Origin of the sequence: Marinomonas pontica (assembly GCF_036322735.1) — a bacterium.
Taxonomy (GTDB): Bacteria; Pseudomonadota; Gammaproteobacteria; order Pseudomonadales; family Marinomonadaceae; genus Marinomonas; species Marinomonas pontica.
The window spans coordinates 982,230-1,000,000 of record NZ_AP027271.1; the positions used below are offsets into that span (position 1 = coordinate 982,230).

Consider the following 17,771-nt stretch of genomic DNA (forward strand, 5'->3'; position numbering starts at 1 on the left):
GATATTTAAAAAGGGAAAAGTTAGAAGGCAGAGAAGGGATAAAAAGCATATGAGCAACCGTATTCCACTTGGGTATTGGCTTTGATGTGCAAATAGCCTTGGCTTTCACAGGCGGCTAATAAGGCGCCAGAGCTTTGTTGAGAGTGAGCGTAGGCCAATCCATCGTCGCCGATTGAAACGCGGATAAATTCATCACGCTGGATCACTTTATGGCGATTAAATCCCGCATCGACAAGATAAGATGCTGGTCTATTGACTTTCTTTCCTGCACAAACGGAGAGTAATAAACGAGCAAACCAATGGTAAGTCACTAAAGTGGAACTTGGATTACCTGGCAAGCCTAGAAAAGGTACCCCATCCAGCGTGGCGTGGACTAATGGTTTTCCGGGCTTTATGGCAATTTTCCACAAGTGCACAGATCCCATTTTTTCTAGAACACCCTTTACATGATCTTCTTCACCTACTGAGACGCCGCCAGACGATAAGATAACATCTGAGCAAGCGATTAGATCTTTGAGTGCTGCTTCTGTTGCTTCTGGGGTGTCTAATGCGTGAATGCATCGGCTGACTTGATGGCCAGATTGAGCGACAAGTGCGCTTAACATTGGGCCGTTCGAGTTATAAATTTGTCCGACTTTCAGCGGTTGTCCGGCAGGAATCAGTTCATCACCGGTTGTCAGAAGTCCAACTCGCAATGGCAAGTAAACACAAACTTCAGTCAAGCCAAGACTCGATAAAAGACCAATGTGCATGGGCGTGAATGTGTCGCCAGCGAACATGACAGCCTGACCTTGGTGCATATCTTGTCCGCTTGGACGGACGTTATCACCTAAGGTTGGGGCGCATTTAAAGACAACCTGTTCACCGACTTGTTCTACCTCTTCCTGCATTACCACTGTGTCAGCGCCATCGGGCATGTTTGCACCGGTAAAAATACGAGCGCAGGTACCTGTCAGTAATGGCTGTGGAGGCTGTCCTGCCGCAATGCGTTGGCTGACCGTAAAGGCTTTGCCGGCTTGCCAATCCGCATAAGCAAAGGCATAACCGTCCATCGCACTGTTGTGGTGTGGTGGAACGTTCATCGGGGCATGAATGTCTTCCGCCAAAATGTGACCAACAGCGTCTGATAGTGAAATAGTGTGGTGTGTCACACGACGATTGGCGCTTCGTTCGATTTCCTTCAAAGCGCTGTCAAAGGCAAGCAGGGTGGACATGAGGTTTAGCTCTCTTGCTGAGGAGTGATATACGGACCAATCAACATGCTGACAAAATTGCAGGGTCTGTGAGACGCATTCAACTGTTCTGCCAAAATGCCATTCCATGCGGTTTTACAGGCGCCGGTGGAACCCGGTAAACAAAAAATAAGGGTTTGGTTTGCTAGGCCAGCAATCGCACGTGATTGAATGGTTGAAGTGCCTATTTCGGTGTAAGAGATTTGTCTAAATAGTTCACCAAAGCCTTCAATGGTTTTATCGAACAGTGGTGTCATGGCTTCCGGTGTGCTGTCTCGAGAATAAAAACCGGTTCCCCCTGTGATTAACACAACGTGGGTTTCTTCACTTGCAATCCAATGAGAGACCACCGCTCGCATTTGATACACATCGTCTTTTACTAAGCGTCTTTCTGTTAAGGTATGCCCAGCTTGGGTTAATAGTTCGATCAGCGCATCGCCAGAAGTGTCTTCGGCTAGAGTGCGAGTGTCTGAAACAGTCAGGACGCTGATGTTGAGTGGACGAAAAGGGGTGGGTGTTTTAGCCATGGTGCTTTTTATTAGCCTCCTGTTGCGCTCATGAAGCGTAAGATTTGTGGCGCTTCATCAAGGTTGAAATGGTGTTGCTGAGGTTTTAGGGCAAGCGCATCAATGATGGCGCTTTCTAATGTTGCTGAGTGCGGATTAGTGTTTCGAATAATGCTTTTTAAGTCTTTTGAATGTTCGTTTCCGAGGCAAAGTAATAAGCGGCCTTCGGCAGTCAATCTGACGCGATTACAGGTGTCGCAAAAATTATGACTGTGAGGAGAGATAACCCCAATTCTATTCTCGTAGCCTGCCACGTGATAATACCGAGTCGGGCCGCTGGTGATCATTTGACTGGTGGAAAGCTGATAATGTTGGCTAAGCGTTTCGATCACGTCATCACTGGATAAATAGGTTGCAGCGCGATTATGGTCAGAGATGATACCAAGAGGCATTTCCTCTATAAAACTAATGTCCATTTTGCGGTCTAAGGCAAATTGCGCAAGGTCAAAAAGCTCATCGTCATTATGGTTTTTCAGCATGACACTGTTTAATTTAATGCGCTTGAAAGGACGTTGTGTCACGGCGTCTATGCCGTCGATTACTTGTTGGAATTTGTCTCTGCGAGTAAGCGCATAAAAGCGATCTGGTTTCAGGGTATCCAGACTGATGTTGATACGTGACACGCCGACATTAAGTAAGTTTTGCGCCATTTTATAGAGCTGAGAACCGTTCGTTGTGATGGTCAGTTCTTCTAGACCTTCTGTATTGGCGATTTGCTCCATAGCCCACAGGATATTTTTACGCACTAAAGGCTCGCCACCGGTGATTCGAATCCGTTTGGTGCCCAAAGCAATAAAGGTTTTCGCAACGCGAACAATTTCTTCTAAAGATAAAATATGATCTCTTGGTAAAAATGTGACTTCTTCGTCCATGCAATAGGTGCAGCGAAAATCACATCGATCCGTGACGGAAATGCGTAAGTAATCTATCTTTCGACCAAATGGATCAATTAATGCTGACGTTGCCAAGAAACACATCCTATAAGTTAGACCTCCATCAAAGCAAAAAAATGCCACTTTGGCAAAGCTCGAGGACGGTTTCAGACGGAATCTTGGGGTTATTTCCAGTATATCGGCATTTGTGGTTCAGGCAGAGATGAAAAAAGCGGCATAATATTGTTAACACACAATGTAGGAGCATGACGGTGAATCAAGTTGTTAACCATCTAATTGGTTTATTGAAGTTAGAGCGGGTGTCGGCGACTCAATTTATTGGTCGTAGTCAGGACATAGGTTTCCCCAAGTTATTTGGTGGACAGGTAATTGGTCAAGGGTTGAGTGCCGCGACGCAAACCGTTGAAGGGCGTTTTCCACATTCTCTGCATTGTTATTTCTTAAGGCCCGGCGACTCGGCGCATCCGATTGACTATGATGTGGAGGTGGTTCGTGATGGGGGCAGCTTCAGTGTACGGCGTGTGATTGCTTCGCAATTTGGTAAGAGTATTCTGGCGATGACGGTCTCTTTTCATATTACAGAAGAAGGCTTGGATCATCAGGATGCCATGCCAAATGTTCCAGGGCCGGAATCCTTTAAGTCCGAATTGTCGCTGTATCGAGCGCATGCGGATGAAATTCCGAGCAAAGTGCGGGATTTATTTACTGCGGATCGGCCGATCGAATATCGTATTGTGGAAAACCAGAATCCATTTCGCCCGCGACCAGGTATTGCCAAGCGTCACATGTGGATTCGCAGTGTTGCGGCGCTACCCGATGACCCTTTGGTTCATCAGTCGATGTTGGCTTACACAACGGATTACGGTTTTATTGAAACGGCTCTGATGCCTCATGGGATTTCAATTGGTAACCCATACCTAAACCTTGCTAGTTTGGATCACGCTATTTGGTTTCACCGACCTTTTCGCTTGGATGAGTGGCTACTTTATGTGGCAGACTCGCCTTCTTCAAGCGCGTCAAGAGGGTTTGTCCGAGGACAAATTTTCAATCAAAAAGGCGAGTTAGTGGCTTCGACTGCCCAAGAAGGTTTGCTGCGTTATTCCCGCTAGTGCTGGCCGGTTATTCTTCTGACTGGGGGTTATGTTGTTGTAATGCCCAGACAATGTGTTCTTTGACCAGCTCAGAAGAATGAGGAAGTGCATCTTCTAGGGTCTTAATCGTCTCTGAGTTGGTGGGAGCATTGCCTAAAGCGACGGCAATGTTTCGGCGCCAGTTTTCAAATCCGGTACGTCGAATAGGCGAGCCTTCGGTGTTTTTCAAAAAAGTTTCTTCGTTCCATTCGAATAATTCAACCAGATCAGCGGAATCCAGATTATGCCTGGGTTGAAAGTCATCTTCTTTGGTGTGTTTGGCGAACTTTGTCCAAGGGCAAACGAGTTGACAGTCGTCGCACCCAAAAATTCTATTGCCCATTTTGCTGCGCAACGCTTCCGGAATTGGACCTTTGTGTTCAATGGTTAAATAAGAAATGCACTTTCCGGCATCCAAAACCCATGGTTCAACAAAGGCATCGGTAGGGCATTGTGTTAGACAAGCTGTGCAGCTGCCACAATGTCGTGTTGCGGTTGGTTTGTCGACGGGAAGAGGTAGGTTAGTAAATATTTCACCCAGTAAAAACCAGCTGCCTGCTTTTGGTGTGAGGAGCAATGTGTTTTTACCAATCCACCCCATTCCTGCTTGCTCAGCAATTTGCCTTTCCAGAATAGGCGCGCTGTCGACGAATGCGCGATAGCCATGGTCGCCAACTTTTTGCTCTACTTTTTTTGCGAGTTGCGTTAGCCGTTTACGGATTAATTTATGGTAATCACGCCCTAGAGCATAGCGTGCGATATACGCTTTATCTTTGGTTTTTAGCCTTTCGACGGTTTCGACGGATTGCGGGAGATAATGCATACGAAGGGAAATGACACGGCGCGTTCCCGGGTGAAGTTGTTCGGGGTAAAAGCGCATGTCGCCATGGTTGGCGAGGTAGTCCATGCCAGCGTGGTATTGATTCGCCAGCCATTCGTTAAACTCGTCTTTGTATTGCGCTAAATCAGGCTCAACGATGCGTGCATCGGCGAACCCCAATTCAGTTGCCCATGATTTGATGTCATCAGCAAGTTGGCGTAATTCTTCTGGGCTGGCTAAAAACGAAGGAAGCAAGTAAACACCGATATATTGAACGCTAGGCCAGAGATAAGCCTAGCGAGAAGAACAAAAATTAGTATAGCTGAGAGTCGCCTTTTACAACGTCCATCAATAATTTGATGAATCGACGATCGGCTTCGGTGTGCTCTTCTTGAATCTTAATGGTGGTTTGGTTAGATACTTCTTCTGCAATGCGTTGGTAAGCATTTGGCTCATTGATGTTTTCTTTGGCGATGCGGACTAACTCTCCAGCCAATTCTGGGTCCATCAACATTTTACGAAAACAGCGTAAAAATTCGTCAATAATACGTTGTTGGTTGAGCTCATTTGCCATGGTAAAACTCCTAATCAAATTATGTCGCTATGACACCATGAAGCTGCTATTAGAGCAAGTTTTTATACGCATATCACGTGCTTTAGTGTTGACAAAATAAGGCCGTGCCGACAAAATGAAGCGCTATATAATTCGACGACACCCTGTCGATGACTCCTTTTTATGGGCCACTAGCTCATCTCAATCAGATTCGTTCTGATAAGCACAAGCATAACGTGACGCAATATTGTCATTTTATGCTTCTCCTCGCGAAAAGACGCGGGCAGTGTAAAAACTGCGATTTCTTGCGTTTGAGTGTTTCTGACTTTTATCGAAATGTTTTATTTTTAAAAGTTACCTCAGTTAGTTTAGCAAACTTCGTTCTATCAACTTTAATCTGTTTGTCTTATGCGGTTACAATAGCCGCACTAATATTAAAAGAAAGATGAATACTATAGAGGGTAACAAGGTGGAGTTATTATCTGGTGGTGAAATGATCGCCCGCTTCCTCAAAGATGAGGGAGTTGAGTATATCTATGGTTATCCAGGCGGTGCCGCACTTCATATTTACGATGCATTGCATCGTCAGTCTGACGTAAAGCACATACTGGTTAGGCATGAACAAGCGGCAACGCACATGGCTGATGGCTACGCTCGTGCAACGGGCAAAGCAGGTACGGTTCTTGTAACATCAGGCCCAGGTGCCACCAATACTGTTACAGGTATTGCGACGGCGTATATGGACTCCATTCCGATGGTCATTATTTGCGGACAGGTAATGAGTTACCTGATCGGCGAAGATGCCTTTCAAGAAACGGATATGATTGGTGTATCACGCCCAATCGTAAAACATAGCTTTACTGTAAAGCACCCTTCTGAAATTCCAATGATCATGAAGAAGGCATACCACATCGCAAGCTCTGGTCGTCCGGGCCCAGTTGTGATTGATGTACCAAAAGACATGACCATGCCGGGTGACAAGTACGAATACAAATACCCAGAATCTGTCTCTATTCGTTCATACACACCGCCAACGAAAGGGCACAGTGGGCAGATCAAAAAAGCCGTTGAGCTTTTGCTTGCCGCTAAGCGTCCAATCATTTATTCCGGTGGTGGCGTTATCATGGGTGGTGCGTCCGATTTGCTGGTTAAATTGGCGAAGTCTTTGAACGTTCCTGTTACCAATACCTTGATGGGGTTGGGTGGTTATCCAGGTACGGATAAGCAGTTTGTTGGTATGTTGGGTATGCATGGCGCATACGAAGCGAACATGACGATGCATCACAGTGATGTGATTCTTGCCGTAGGTGCTCGCTTTGATGACCGCGTTACGAACGATCCTGATAAATTCTGTCCTGGTGCGAAAATCATTCATATTGATATCGATCCGGCGGCTATTTCTAAAACCATTCGTTCTGATGTGCCAATTGTTGGTCCTGTTAGTCAGGTTTTGGAAGAGATGTTGTCTTTGATTGAAGGTCAAAGCTCAAACACCGAAGCGCTTGTTGGTTGGTGGAAGCAAATCAATGAATGGCGTTTAGTGCATGGTGGTCGTTATGACACTAGCAGTGAAAAGATCAAGCCTCAAGCTGCGATTGAAGCGTGCTGGCGCGCCACTAAAGGTGATGCGTTTGTTGCGTCTGACGTAGGTCAACATCAAATGTTTGCCGCTCAGTATTATAAGTTTGATAAACCAAATCGTTGGGTTAACTCTGGCGGTTTAGGCACAATGGGTTTTGGTCTTCCAGCTGCGATGGGCGTGAAGATGAATTTCCCTAACGAAACCGTTGTGTGCGTAACGGGTGAAGGCAGTATTCAAATGAATATTCAGGAGCTTTCTACCTGCTTGCAATACGGTTTGCCAGTTAAAATCTTGTGTTTGAATAATGGCTATTTGGGCATGGTTCGCCAGTGGCAAGATATGAACTATGAAGGTCGCTATTCAAATTCCTACATGGATTCATTACCTGATTTCAAGGTCTTGATGGATGCTTACCGTCATAAATACGTTGAGATTCGAACCAAAGACGAACTCGATGCCAAGATGGAAGAAGCGTTTGCAATGACAGATCAGTTGGTCTTCATTAACTGTTACGTGGACCCAGAAGAGCATGTGTATCCAATGCAAGTGCCACGTGGTGCGATGCGAGATATGTTCTTGAGCAAGACGGAGCGAACCTAATATGCGACACATTATTTCTGTATTGATGGAAAACGAGCCTGGTGCTTTGTCGCGAGTAGTTGGTTTGTTCTCTCAACGTAATTTTAACATCGAATCATTAAACGTAGCGGCGACAGACGATCCGACTTTGTCTCGTCTTACGTTGACGACATTTGGCTCTGATCAAGTGGTAGAGCAAATCACTAAGCAGCTTAATAAGTTGATTGATGTGGTGAAGCTGGTGGACTTGACCGAAGGTCAGCACATTGAGCGTGAGTTGATGTTAGTGAAAGTTCGTGCCACTGGCGCTCAGCGCGCTGAAGTGAAGCGCACTGTTGATATCTTCCGTGGCAACATTGTGGATATGACACCGTCTATTTACACGATTCAAATCGTTGGCGAATCTGATAAGCTGGATGGCTTCTTACAGGCACTGGGCGGTGCTCATTTGCTTGAAGTAGTTCGAACTGGTGTTTCTGGTATTGCTCGTGGTGAAAAGACTCTGTCTTTATAATCGTGCGCTATGTTTGACACTGTCATATGAGTAGTTTGAAAAAGCCGCGTTTGTTCGCGGCTTTTTTATGCCTGCATGAAGAATGTGAGGTGAGAGTTAAATGGACAAAACGAATTGGAAATTGATCAAATTATTAGAGCAAAATGGACGCTTAACCTATGCCGAACTGGGTAAGCTGGTTCACCTTACGGCACCAGCCGTCGCTGAGCGTGTAAAAAAATTAGAAGAGTCTGGGGTGATCACGGGCTACGGTGCAAAAATCAACCTTGAAAAGGTAGGGATCCCAATCACGGCGTTGGTGGAGTGCCAAGTTTACCGAACCAAAGAGCGTGAGTTTAAGGCGTTGGTGCTTAGCCTAGATGAAGTGATCTCATGTCACAATGTCACCGGCCCTTATGCTTTTGTATTGCGTGTGGCGGTTCGTTCAATGTCCTTGTTGGATTAGTTGTTAGAGCGCTTAATTGACCTTAGTGATACTAATACCATGATGGTACTCTCAACCCCAGTTTCTCGCGAAATGCCCACGAATATTGAAAAAGGGATTGAGTCAGAAATGAGTTAAGGTTGTTGAGCAAGCTCTATTGCGGGCTTAGTCTGGCGTGGCCATTGACTAATAATCATCCCTGTCATGATGAAGCCGCAGCCAACTAAAGCACGAGTGGACAGCGTTTCCTCCATAAATAACCAGCCGCCTAATACGGCAAACACCGCTTCAGAAGAAAGAATAAGAGCGCTGACACTTGGTGACACGTTTTTTTGTCCAAGCGTTTGCAATGTGAAAGCAATGCCTGACGACGCAACCCCTGCATATACCAATGGCCACCATGCCATTTTGATGCCTTCTATCGTGGGCGATTCTAATGCGAAAGCCGTCACTGTCGCCAATAGGGTCGCTACGAAAAACTGCACAATTGAAAGCGGCAAAGCGGATACATATCGGGACAAATAACCAATAAGCAATACGTGCCCAGTCCAAAATAAAGTGCCAAGTAATTCAATCGCATCGCCTTTATTGATGGCCAAATTGGGCCCAACAGTCAGGCTGTACAGTCCGACCAATGCAAGAGCAACGCCAACCCATGTGTGCTTTTCTGTTTTATGCCCCAGCAAAAGTCCTAGTATGGGAACAAAAACGATGTACATGCTGGTGATAAAACCCGCATTTCCTGCGGTTGTGTATTGCAACCCTATTTGCTGACAAGTAAATCCAAGAAATAAGCAGCTACCAGCAGCCATACCTCCAACCCAAAGCTTTTTCTTCTCCTGCGCTTTGTTGGATTTGAATAAATACAAAAGGGGCAACAATGATAGTGTCGCGAGTAAAAACCGAACGGCATTAAAACTGTGAGGCCCCAAACTTTCCATGCCAACACTTTGGGCGACAAATGCGAATCCCCAAATAGCAGCGGTTGTCCATAATAAAAGGTGAGCGATTGACATAGTTACCCTCTGGGCTGTGTTGTTGAAGCCGTTATTTTAAAGGGTAGTGTCGAGAGCCCACAGCGTGAATAAAAGGGCTTTTTATGCCTTTGCTTTGTTTAAAAAGGCAAATCTATGAATTTTCTTCTGTATCAAAGGTCAGTAAATGATGGATTTTTATACACCTTATTTTATTCACTTTTTGAACAATAAAAAGCCCAAGCAATGGGCTGACATTTTGTGAATTTGTCGGTAAAGTGGCGCTCCATTTTTGACCAAATCGAGTCAAGATTAACAAACCTAAAACGGTATAGACAAAAATGACATTCAGTGTGTGGTTAGCAACAGCCCCTTTATTAATGTTGCTTTCATTAGGGCCTGGCCCCAATAATTTTACCGCGATGCACAACGGTATTCAGGTAGGCGCTACAAAAGCTGTGATTGCCGTCGTTGGTCGAAACCTTGCATTTAGTATCTTGATGCTGGTTTCTGCTTTAGGTTTGGGCGCTATTATTGTGTCTTCTACCTTTTGGTTTAGCGTGATCAAGTGGTTTGGTGTCGCTTACTTGTTTTATGTTGGCATTAAAACGTGGCGCAGTGCGGCCGTTGTGCTTGAAGAACACGAAAGTGAAGTAGGAACTAAGGCAAAGCGTGGAAATTTGGCCAGAATGCGCCAAGAATTTTTGGTTGCCATTGGCAATCCTAAGGCCGTTTTGTTGTTTACGGCTATTTTTCCGCAGCTGCTGGATCTTAGCCAACCCGTACCAATGCAGTTTTTCTGGATGGGACTGACTTTTTGTTTGACTGAGTTTATTGCTGCTTACGTGTATGCCATGAGTGGTAAGCAAATTCGTCGCTTAATTCGCAGCCCTAAAGGCATGAAAAACTTAAATCGCGGTATGGGCAGTGTGTTTGTTTTGGCGAGCGCATTTTTAGCAACGGCTACCCGAGCTTAAAACGTACATTATTTTAAGCAGAAATAAAAAAGGTGGCGTATTGGCCACCTTTTTTTGTTCAAACTCAGTACAAATGCTTAGCTGTGTTCTTTTAGGAACTCTTCGCTAAGGTACAGTTCTTCATTGCTGTTTACTTTTACATCACGATCTAGAATCATTTTTGCGATCTCTTGCGCTTCTTCTAGGGAATGCATTTCGTAAGTGCCGCACTGGTATTCGTTTAGTTCTGGAATATCAGATTTGGCTTTAACTTTTAATACATCTTCCATAGCGGCTTTCCAAGATGCCGCCACGGTGTCTTCTGACGGTGTACCAATTAGGCTCATGTAAAAACCGGTACGGCAACCCATTGGTGAAATATCGATAATTTCAACGCTGTCACTGTTTAGGTGCTCACGCATGAAGCCCGCAAATAAATGTTCTAGGGTGTGAATGCCTTTCTCTGAAAGGATTTCTTCGTTTGGAACGCAGAAGCGTAAATCAAATACAGTAATGTCATCGCCTTTGGGCGTGGACATGGATTTGGCTACACGTACTGCAGGTGCGTCCATGCGCGTGTGGTCGACACGAAAGCTGTCTAATAATGGCATAAAATCTCTCCTATTGAACTCAACGAACTTATCGTTGTTTATAAATGGTGATATTAATTGCTGTTATTGTACATGAAGTTTCGAGCCTTTGATCGGGCTTTTTGGTGATCTCAAGTGTTCATAGCTGAGTGCCAAACAAAAAGCGACAACGGCGAACAACATGCTCTTACCAATAAACAGAACCATGACGCCACAGCTTATTAGTGCGACAGCAGCCAACCATTGAGCCATGCGATTCACCAGCTTAAATGCCGCAATGCAGGTGAGCGTGTAAATAAGTAAAAAGCTGCCATTTGTCATTTCAATAAACCACGACATTTTCCAGCCCGATAGTTCTGAGAATACGATGGAAAGTAAGGTCACAACACCCACTAATAATACCGCTTTTGCTGGAGAGCCATTCTTATTGAGTTCGATAAACGTTCTCGGTAGCGCCCCTTGTTGTGCCATGGATTGAATCATGCGTGAAAAGCCTAAAATGTAGATGGCAACATTCGCGAACGCGATGATGTAAGCACCTAATGCGAAGAGTCTGCTGCTTGTTTCACCCACTAGCTTACTTACAAGCAATGCCAATGACTGGCTGTTAGTGATTTCGTCGCCATAGGTCTGGTGCCAAGCGATGAGCAGCACTAAACTCAAATAAGCAAGAATGACGATGATAATGCCGCCTAGCAAGGCAATAGGGAAGTCTCTGGTTGGGTTTTTAAATTCGGCCCCCATGTGGGCCATGACTTCAATCCCCAAAAAGCACCAAAATATTACGCCTGTGGCATACAGGGTTTGTTGCCATTCTGGTGCAGTGGTAGGCGCCGCTATCACTTGACGGCTATCAATGACATTGCCAATGGTGCAAAGCCATAAAATGGTTCCAATCATAATGATGACAATGCAGGTTTGAAAGCGAGCCGATGTTTGCATGCCGACAATAGCAAACAAAAGCATCCCCGCTAGAGTTAGCAGGCTAAACGCTAAAATCCACTGGTCTGAGGTTTTAAATATGATGGTCAGATAGGCTGCCGCGACTTTGATGGCCACAGCAGGCCCCACTAAGAGGATACTTAAAAACAACCAGCCTACGGCTTTTTCATAGCGGCCACCAAATGCTCGCCCAATGTAATGAGAGGCACCGCCAGCGGAAGGGTATTTCGAGCCCAACAGAGCAAAGATAAAGGCAATAGGGATGACCAATGCTGCGGTGATTAACCAGGCATAAAAGGCAAAAGATCCAGCCTGTGAAACGGACATTGCTGGTAATATCATCAGGCCTGTGCCGATGAAGGTGGTTACTGTCATTGCGATGCCCTGTAATGGGCCCAGCGTTTTTTTGTATTGGGTCATGAGTTTGCCTTTATTAAGCTGTTTTTTATCGTCGCTAAGGATAAAATACGCGCGGTAGAAATACGCTATACAAGTTGACCTTTTTAGGGCGCACTTTGTCGGAATAACCGTCAAGTTGAATGACAAATAATAAAAGAGGATTTTGAAGTGGCGGATCATTACGATCAAAAGATATTGGCGTTATTGGTGAGTGATGCCCGGCTTTCAGTATCTGATATTAGCCGTCAGGTAAATTTATCCCGTTCTGCCGTCACTGAGCGTATTAAGCGAATGGAAGATAACCGCACTATTACGGGATACCATGCTCATATCTCCGTATCCAAAGAGGAAGGGGTTACTGCGTATTTGGCTCTAACATTCCGTCCTTTGTCTTGTGATCTTGTGCAGCCTTACATTGAAAGTATTCCAGAAATAAAAATGGCGCATTCAATCAGTGGTGATTTGGACTTAATGTTATTGGTTCAAACGCATTCTATGTCTCGGTTAAATGCCATTCGCAGTGAAATGGACAGCTGGCCAAATCTTGATAAAGTTGTGACTCACATGTGTTTGGCAAATCGCGTGGATCGCTGGTAAGTAGCGAACGGTAAGCAAAGAAGTAAAAGTATTTTTGTTCTGTGCATTGTGGCTTTGTTTTATAACTGATTGAATGGTTAATCAATGTTATAGACATGACTAAGTGGGGTTGCGATCTGAAAGGGTTCAAGTTCAAAGAGCGCTGGTCTAACAACGCAAAATCATACGATGATCTGCTGATTTTGGCTGTGCTTGGCACGGTATGTGGTTTGTTTAGCGGGTTGTTGATGGCGTTTTTTTACGCGGTTATCTATGTGCCTGTGCGCTATATTATGGCGTCTGACTTTGATGCTTTCGAATCGCTTCCTGTTGAATGGCGTGTGGGCCTGTCCGTTTTTTCTTGTGCTGTTCTTGCTATTGTCTTTTTGCTTTTGCCATCTCGACTCCATAAAGTCGGCGTGCCTTATGTGGTGGAGCGACTGAATTACCATCATGGGAACCTGCCTATTGGCAATGCTGTGGTGCAGTTTTTTTCAGCGGCGATAGGGTTGGCGGGTGGACTTTCGATCGGGAAAGAAGGGCCAGCGGTTCATATTGGTGCTACTTTAGGCAGCTATTTGGCTGAAAAGGCTAAGTTGCCACAGTACGGTGTTGAAACGCTTTTGGCTTGTGGTGTTGCTGGGGCAATTTCGGCTATATTTCAAACGCCATTAGCGGGTGTGCTGTTTGCTTTTGAAGTGATTTTTTTCGAATACCGCCAACGTTATGTTCTCCCCGTTTTGTTATCCTCGGTTATTGCCACTTTGGTCAGTCACAATATTATTGGTCCTCTGCACATTTTTAGCATTGACGCCATTACGTCTCTGTCGCTTTCTTTAGATTTGTTTTTTGCGTGCTTTGTCTTGGTCGTATTTATTGTGTTTTTATCTGCGGTTTTTTTGCAGACACAGAAAAACTTATGGCGTTTAAGTTCGCTACCTGTGTGGTTGCGGTTTGCTTTGGTGGCGGTGGCTACGTCACTGGCGGCAGTCTATTTGCCCGAAGCTTTAGGGAGTGGCTACTTGTCGCTTAGTCGCTTATTAACAGGGGAGTTGGTGGTATATTCTCTGCTTTTATTGATTTTTGTGAAAACAGTATTAACGGCTTTAACAATCGGTCTGGGCATTCCTGGTGGTATGATCGGACCTACTTTTATTATTGGTGGTTTGACGGGGGGGTATGTTGCCCTCATGTTCGACAGCACTGTGATAGATATTGCGTGGTTTGCCTTGATAGGGATGGCGGCCATGATGGCGGCGTGTTTTCAGGCGCCATTAACGGCGTTGGTCGCGATTATTGAAATGACGCATTCTTCGCAAGTGATTGTGCCGGCTTTGTTTGTGATTGTATTGGCTTGTTTATTCATGCGAGTTTTCTTTCATCAGGAGTCTGTTTTTGTCGAGCGTTTGCGCTTTATGGGAGTGTCCTCGAATATTAGCGCCTTTCAACGCTATCTTAGACATCATACGATCAAGCCTGTGGCGGAAGAGGTGGTGTTACTTCCCATGATTGTGCCCATTGAGAGAGTAAAAGATTTAGCGTCAAGTATGGTAGACTATGTCGTTTTTAAAAACGAAGATGAATGGCGTTTAGTGCGTCGAATTGCCGTTCTTGATGTCGTACAAACATTAGATATGGGGCCACAAAAATGGCTTGTTGTGTCGAACGATAAGGTGTCGATGAGTTTGGATAAGGCGCTAATATCCTCTGATATTACTGTTATCGAGGAACCGTCGTCTTTGGAAACCGTGTTAAGTTGGTTTCAAAAAACAGGTCAATCCGATGTATTGGTGTCTTTACCTGGCTCTTCTTTTTGTTTGGTTTCTCGACATCGTCTTGATCAGTTTTTATTGGAAAATGACGAAGAATAATGCTTTTACACTGACGTAGTTCGTTGAGTATTGACGTTTTTATGAGAGTGGACCTTTTGATTATTAAAGGTCACTTGCTTTTTACATGATTAGTTACGGGATTTGAAAAATATGAGTCGTTCTGAAGATCTATACACACGCGCCCAACACCGAATTCCTGGAGGAGTAAACTCCCCAGTGCGAGCTTTTAATGGTGTTGGTGGAACGCCTATTTTCTTCCAGCGTGGGGAAGGGGCTTATGTATACGATGAAGATAAGAAACGTTATATCGACTACGTTGGCTCATGGGGGCCGATGATTCTAGGTCATTCTCATCCAGATGTTTTGGATGCGGTAAGGCAGCAGCTTGACTTTGGTTTGAGTTTTGGGGCTCCAACAGAGGTTGAGATCACCATGGCTGAAAAAGTATGCGAACTGGTTCCCTCTATGGATATGGTGCGCATGGTGAACTCTGGAACAGAGGCGACGATGAGCGCCATTCGTTTGGCTCGAGGTTATACCGGACGCGATAAAATCGTAAAATTTGAAGGTTGTTATCATGGACATTCTGATTCATTGCTCGTAAAAGCAGGCTCTGGTGCATTGACGCTTGGCGTGCCTAATTCTCCAGGTGTTCCTGCTGATTTGGCTAAACATACAATTACATTGCAATACAATGATATTGACGAAGTGACTCGCTGTTTTGCCGAAATTGGGGATCAGATTGCTTGTATTATTGTTGAGCCAGTTGCTGGGAATATGAATTGTATTTTGCCGGTAGAGGGTTTCTTGGAAACGTTACGCAAAGTCTGTGACGAGTCTGGCGCGGTGTTGATTTTTGATGAGGTTATGACTGGCTTTCGTGTGGCACTCGGTGGGGCGCAAGAGCATTTTGGTATCGTTCCTGATCTTACAACACTTGGTAAAGTTATTGGTGCAGGTATGCCGGTTGGTGCTTTTGGTGGTAAACGCGCCATCATGGAGTGTATTTCTCCATTAGGTCCGGTATATCAAGCAGGTACATTGTCAGGAAATCCTGTGGCTATGGTGGCGGGTCTGGCGGTTTTGAACAAAATTACGGAAGAAGGCTTTCATCAAACCTTGGGAGCTAAAGCCAGTCGATTGGTCTCGGGTCTTAAAAAAGCCGCGGATGAGGCTGGTGTCCCTTTTTGTGTTGTTAGTGTTGGGGGGATGTTTGGCTTTTTCTTTACTGAGGCGGAAGCGGTTAAAGGCTTTGCTGATGTACAGAAGTGTGATCTAGGGAAGTTCAAAGCCTTCTTTCACTACATGCTTGAGGAAGGTGTGTACTTTGCTCCAGCGGCGTTTGAAGCCGGGTTTATTTCTCAGGCTCATACTGAGGAAGATATCGATTACACAATAGAAGCCGCTAAGCGTTCTTTTGCTAAGCTGGTATAAATGATTTGTGAATGGGAAGGTTAATGGTATGTCGACAGACGATATGAAAAAGTCACCGGTTGATGAGATAGAAGATATTGACGTGGGCGATGATAAAAAACAACCTCATAAAGGTGTATATCTACTGCCTAATTTATTTACAACGGCAGCACTTTTTTCAGGTTTTTATTCCATTATTGCAGCAATGAATGAAAACTATGCGAATGCCGCTGTGGCGATTTTTATATCCATGTTGTTTGATGCGTTAGATGGGCGAGTTGCTCGTCTAACACATACACAAAGTGCGTTCGGAGCAGAATACGACTCGCTAGCCGATATGGTTTCCTTTGGTATTGCACCGGCGTTAGTGGTATTTACTTGGTCATTGGCGCCGTTGGGTAAAGTGGGTTGGATCGCTGCGTTTATTTATGCTGTTGGTGCGGCGCTTCGTTTGGCTCGATTTAATACGATGCTCGGCGTTGAAGAGAAGCGTTACTTTACCGGCCTACCCAGTCCGGCCGCTGCGGCGATTGTGGCTGGGATTATTTGGGCCGCGAATGATAAAGGTGTATCTGGCGAGACTCTGGCAACGATGATGGCGTTGATTGTGCCATTGACCGGTTTGTTGATGGTGAGTAACGTAAAATATCGCAGTTTTAAGGACTTAAACCTGAAAGGTAGAGTGCCATTTGTTGTTCTGTTGATTGCCGTTTTGGTTCTTGTGTTGATTGCGCTTGAGCCGGCATTGTCCTTAATGTGTGTTTTTTGTTTGTATGGTTTGTGGGGACCACTTGGGATTGTTTTCAAACGATTGCGTTAATGCTTAGGTGTTGCCTTTGCAATTTTAGGAAATGATTTTGAACTAGCAGCGTGTGTCCTTGTCAATATTTCTACTATTAGAAAGGGGACACGCTATGCTAATTTTCACTCGAAAAGCCTCTGATTGCTCCGAATCAGAGGTCACAGATAAATCTGTGTATTTGAATCGTCGTCAATTCATGAAGACCACTGGTGGTATTGCATTAAGTGTTGGGGGAATTGGCCACGTTAGTGCCGCGCTTCAAGACAGTAGCCCCCTTTCTCCACCTTCATCTCTGCAATCTTCTTTCAATAATATTGCCGAAACTTCATTCGGGAAGGAAGATAAATTATCTCCTTATGATGTTGCCACTTCATACAATAATTTTTATGAATTCGGGTATGGAAAAAGTGATCCTAAAGATAGAGCTAGTCAGTTCAAAACGACACCCTGGACGATCACGGTCGAAGGTGAGGTGGGGAAGACGGGTACTTTCGATATTGAGGACATTATTAAAGAGTCCATGTTAGAAGAGCGAATTTATCGCCTTCGTTGTGTGGAGGCGTGGTCAATGGTGATTCCTTGGGTTGGTATTCCTCTTGCAACCGTTCTAAAAAAATTTGAACCGACCTCAAAAGCAAAATATGTTTATTTCGAGACTTTGTATGACCCTAAGCAAATGCCAGGTCAGCGAGGTGGTGGCCTAGATTGGCCGTATCGAGAAGGGTTGCGCATTGATGAGGCGATGAATCCTTTGGCTTTGCTTGCTGTTGGTATGTATGGAAGTATATTGCCAAATCAAAATGGTGCGCCAGTGAGACTGGTTTTACCATGGAAGTATGGGTTTAAAAGCATTAAATCTATTGTGAAGATTCGCTTTGTTGAAACCATGCCTGAAACGACATGGAGTATGTTGGCTCCTAATGAATATGGCTTTTATGCGAATGTGAATCCGAATGTCGATCATCCTCGCTGGTCTCAGAAACAAGAACGTCGT

At 44.9% G+C, this 17,771-nt stretch carries 18 protein-coding genes (1 of these 18 only partly in view); 10 read left to right on the top strand and 8 right to left on the bottom strand.

Annotation, left to right across the window (positions count from 1 at the left end):
* Positions 1-20: 20 nt before the first annotated feature.
* Genes AABA11_RS04600 through moaA form a run of 3 tightly spaced genes read right to left on the bottom strand, consistent with a single transcriptional unit; the run spans position 21 to position 2,766 of the window.
* A complete protein-coding gene (locus AABA11_RS04600; RefSeq protein ID WP_338265800.1) occupies positions 21-1,214 on the bottom strand; it encodes a molybdopterin molybdotransferase MoeA in 1,194 nt (397 codons plus the stop codon).
* Positions 1,215-1,219: 5 nt separating this feature from the next.
* Positions 1,220-1,759 (bottom strand): molybdenum cofactor biosynthesis protein B, encoded by a 540-nt coding sequence (gene moaB, locus AABA11_RS04605; RefSeq protein ID WP_338265802.1) that lies wholly within the window; start codon positions 1,757-1,759, stop codon positions 1,220-1,222.
* A gap of 11 nt (positions 1,760-1,770) precedes the next feature.
* Entirely contained in the window at positions 1,771-2,766 is a 996-nt protein-coding gene (gene moaA, locus AABA11_RS04610) for a GTP 3',8-cyclase MoaA (protein WP_338265804.1), read from the bottom strand.
* A 176-nt stretch (positions 2,767-2,942) separates the two neighbouring features.
* On the opposite strand from moaA, the gene AABA11_RS04615 reads away from it, so the two are divergent.
* Complete coding sequence (locus tag AABA11_RS04615; protein WP_338265807.1) at positions 2,943-3,800, top strand: acyl-CoA thioesterase; 858 nt, start codon at positions 2,943-2,945, stop codon at positions 3,798-3,800.
* 10 nt (positions 3,801-3,810) lie between these two features.
* On the opposite strand, the gene queG is transcribed toward AABA11_RS04615, so the two are convergent.
* Entirely contained in the window at positions 3,811-4,896 is a 1,086-nt protein-coding gene (queG, locus tag AABA11_RS04620; RefSeq protein WP_338265809.1) for a tRNA epoxyqueuosine(34) reductase QueG, read from the bottom strand.
* A gap of 58 nt (positions 4,897-4,954) precedes the next feature.
* Entirely contained in the window at positions 4,955-5,215 is a 261-nt protein-coding gene (locus AABA11_RS04625) for a hypothetical protein (protein ID WP_265728463.1), read from the bottom strand.
* 448 nt (positions 5,216-5,663) lie between these two features.
* On the opposite strand from AABA11_RS04625, the gene AABA11_RS04630 reads away from it, so the two are divergent.
* From AABA11_RS04630 to AABA11_RS04640, 3 genes are all read left to right on the top strand, one after another.
* A complete protein-coding gene (locus AABA11_RS04630) occupies positions 5,664-7,376 on the top strand; it encodes an acetolactate synthase 3 large subunit (RefSeq protein WP_338265812.1) in 1,713 nt (570 codons plus the stop codon).
* 1 nt (position 7,377) lies between these two features.
* Entirely contained in the window at positions 7,378-7,869 is a 492-nt protein-coding gene (gene ilvN, locus AABA11_RS04635) for an acetolactate synthase small subunit (protein WP_012069034.1), read from the top strand.
* A 100-nt stretch (positions 7,870-7,969) separates the two neighbouring features.
* Positions 7,970-8,314 carry an Lrp/AsnC family transcriptional regulator gene (locus AABA11_RS04640; protein ID WP_338265815.1) on the top strand — a complete coding sequence of 115 codons (345 nt, stop codon included), beginning with the start codon at positions 7,970-7,972 and terminating at the stop codon, positions 8,312-8,314.
* A 113-nt stretch (positions 8,315-8,427) separates the two neighbouring features.
* Here AABA11_RS04640 and AABA11_RS04645 read toward each other — a convergent pair whose 3' ends face one another.
* The gene (locus AABA11_RS04645; protein ID WP_338265818.1) at positions 8,428-9,309 is read right to left on the bottom strand and encodes a DMT family transporter; all 882 of its coding nucleotides are present in this window, start codon (positions 9,307-9,309) and stop codon (positions 8,428-8,430) included.
* Positions 9,310-9,608: 299 nt separating this feature from the next.
* Between AABA11_RS04645 and AABA11_RS04650 the strand changes: the two genes are divergently transcribed.
* Positions 9,609-10,244 (top strand): LysE family translocator, encoded by a 636-nt coding sequence (locus AABA11_RS04650; protein WP_265728460.1) that lies wholly within the window; start codon positions 9,609-9,611, stop codon positions 10,242-10,244.
* A 77-nt stretch (positions 10,245-10,321) separates the two neighbouring features.
* Here the strand turns inward: AABA11_RS04650 and luxS are convergent, their stop codons facing one another.
* Together luxS and yjeH are read right to left on the bottom strand one after the other, a co-directional pair.
* Positions 10,322-10,834 carry an S-ribosylhomocysteine lyase gene (gene luxS / locus AABA11_RS04655; RefSeq protein ID WP_265728459.1) on the bottom strand — a complete coding sequence of 171 codons (513 nt, stop codon included), beginning with the start codon at positions 10,832-10,834 and terminating at the stop codon, positions 10,322-10,324.
* Between the two features lie 63 nt (positions 10,835-10,897).
* Positions 10,898-12,175, bottom strand: coding sequence for an L-methionine/branched-chain amino acid transporter (gene yjeH, locus AABA11_RS04660; protein WP_265728458.1), 1,278 nt, complete (start codon positions 12,173-12,175; stop codon positions 10,898-10,900).
* A gap of 147 nt (positions 12,176-12,322) precedes the next feature.
* Here yjeH and AABA11_RS04665 point away from each other — a divergent pair, with 147 nt between their 5' ends.
* The 5 genes from AABA11_RS04665 to msrP form a co-directional block, all read left to right on the top strand.
* Positions 12,323-12,751, top strand: coding sequence for an Lrp/AsnC family transcriptional regulator (locus AABA11_RS04665; protein WP_338265822.1), 429 nt, complete (start codon positions 12,323-12,325; stop codon positions 12,749-12,751).
* 95 nt (positions 12,752-12,846) lie between these two features.
* On the top strand, positions 12,847-14,601 hold the full coding sequence (locus tag AABA11_RS04670) for a chloride channel protein (RefSeq protein ID WP_338265825.1): 1,755 nt from the start codon (positions 12,847-12,849) through the stop codon (positions 14,599-14,601).
* A 111-nt stretch (positions 14,602-14,712) separates the two neighbouring features.
* Complete coding sequence (gene hemL / locus AABA11_RS04675; RefSeq protein WP_338265827.1) at positions 14,713-15,996, top strand: glutamate-1-semialdehyde 2,1-aminomutase; 1,284 nt, start codon at positions 14,713-14,715, stop codon at positions 15,994-15,996.
* A 28-nt stretch (positions 15,997-16,024) separates the two neighbouring features.
* On the top strand, positions 16,025-16,795 hold the full coding sequence (gene pssA, locus AABA11_RS04680) for a CDP-diacylglycerol--serine O-phosphatidyltransferase (protein ID WP_265728454.1): 771 nt from the start codon (positions 16,025-16,027) through the stop codon (positions 16,793-16,795).
* 94 nt (positions 16,796-16,889) lie between these two features.
* Positions 16,890-17,771, top strand: partial view of a protein-methionine-sulfoxide reductase catalytic subunit MsrP gene (gene msrP / locus AABA11_RS04685; protein WP_338265831.1) — the 5' portion only. 111 nt of this gene lie beyond the right edge of the window; the window shows 882 of its 993 coding nt (coding positions 1-882); its start codon is at positions 16,890-16,892; its stop codon lies beyond the right edge, outside the window.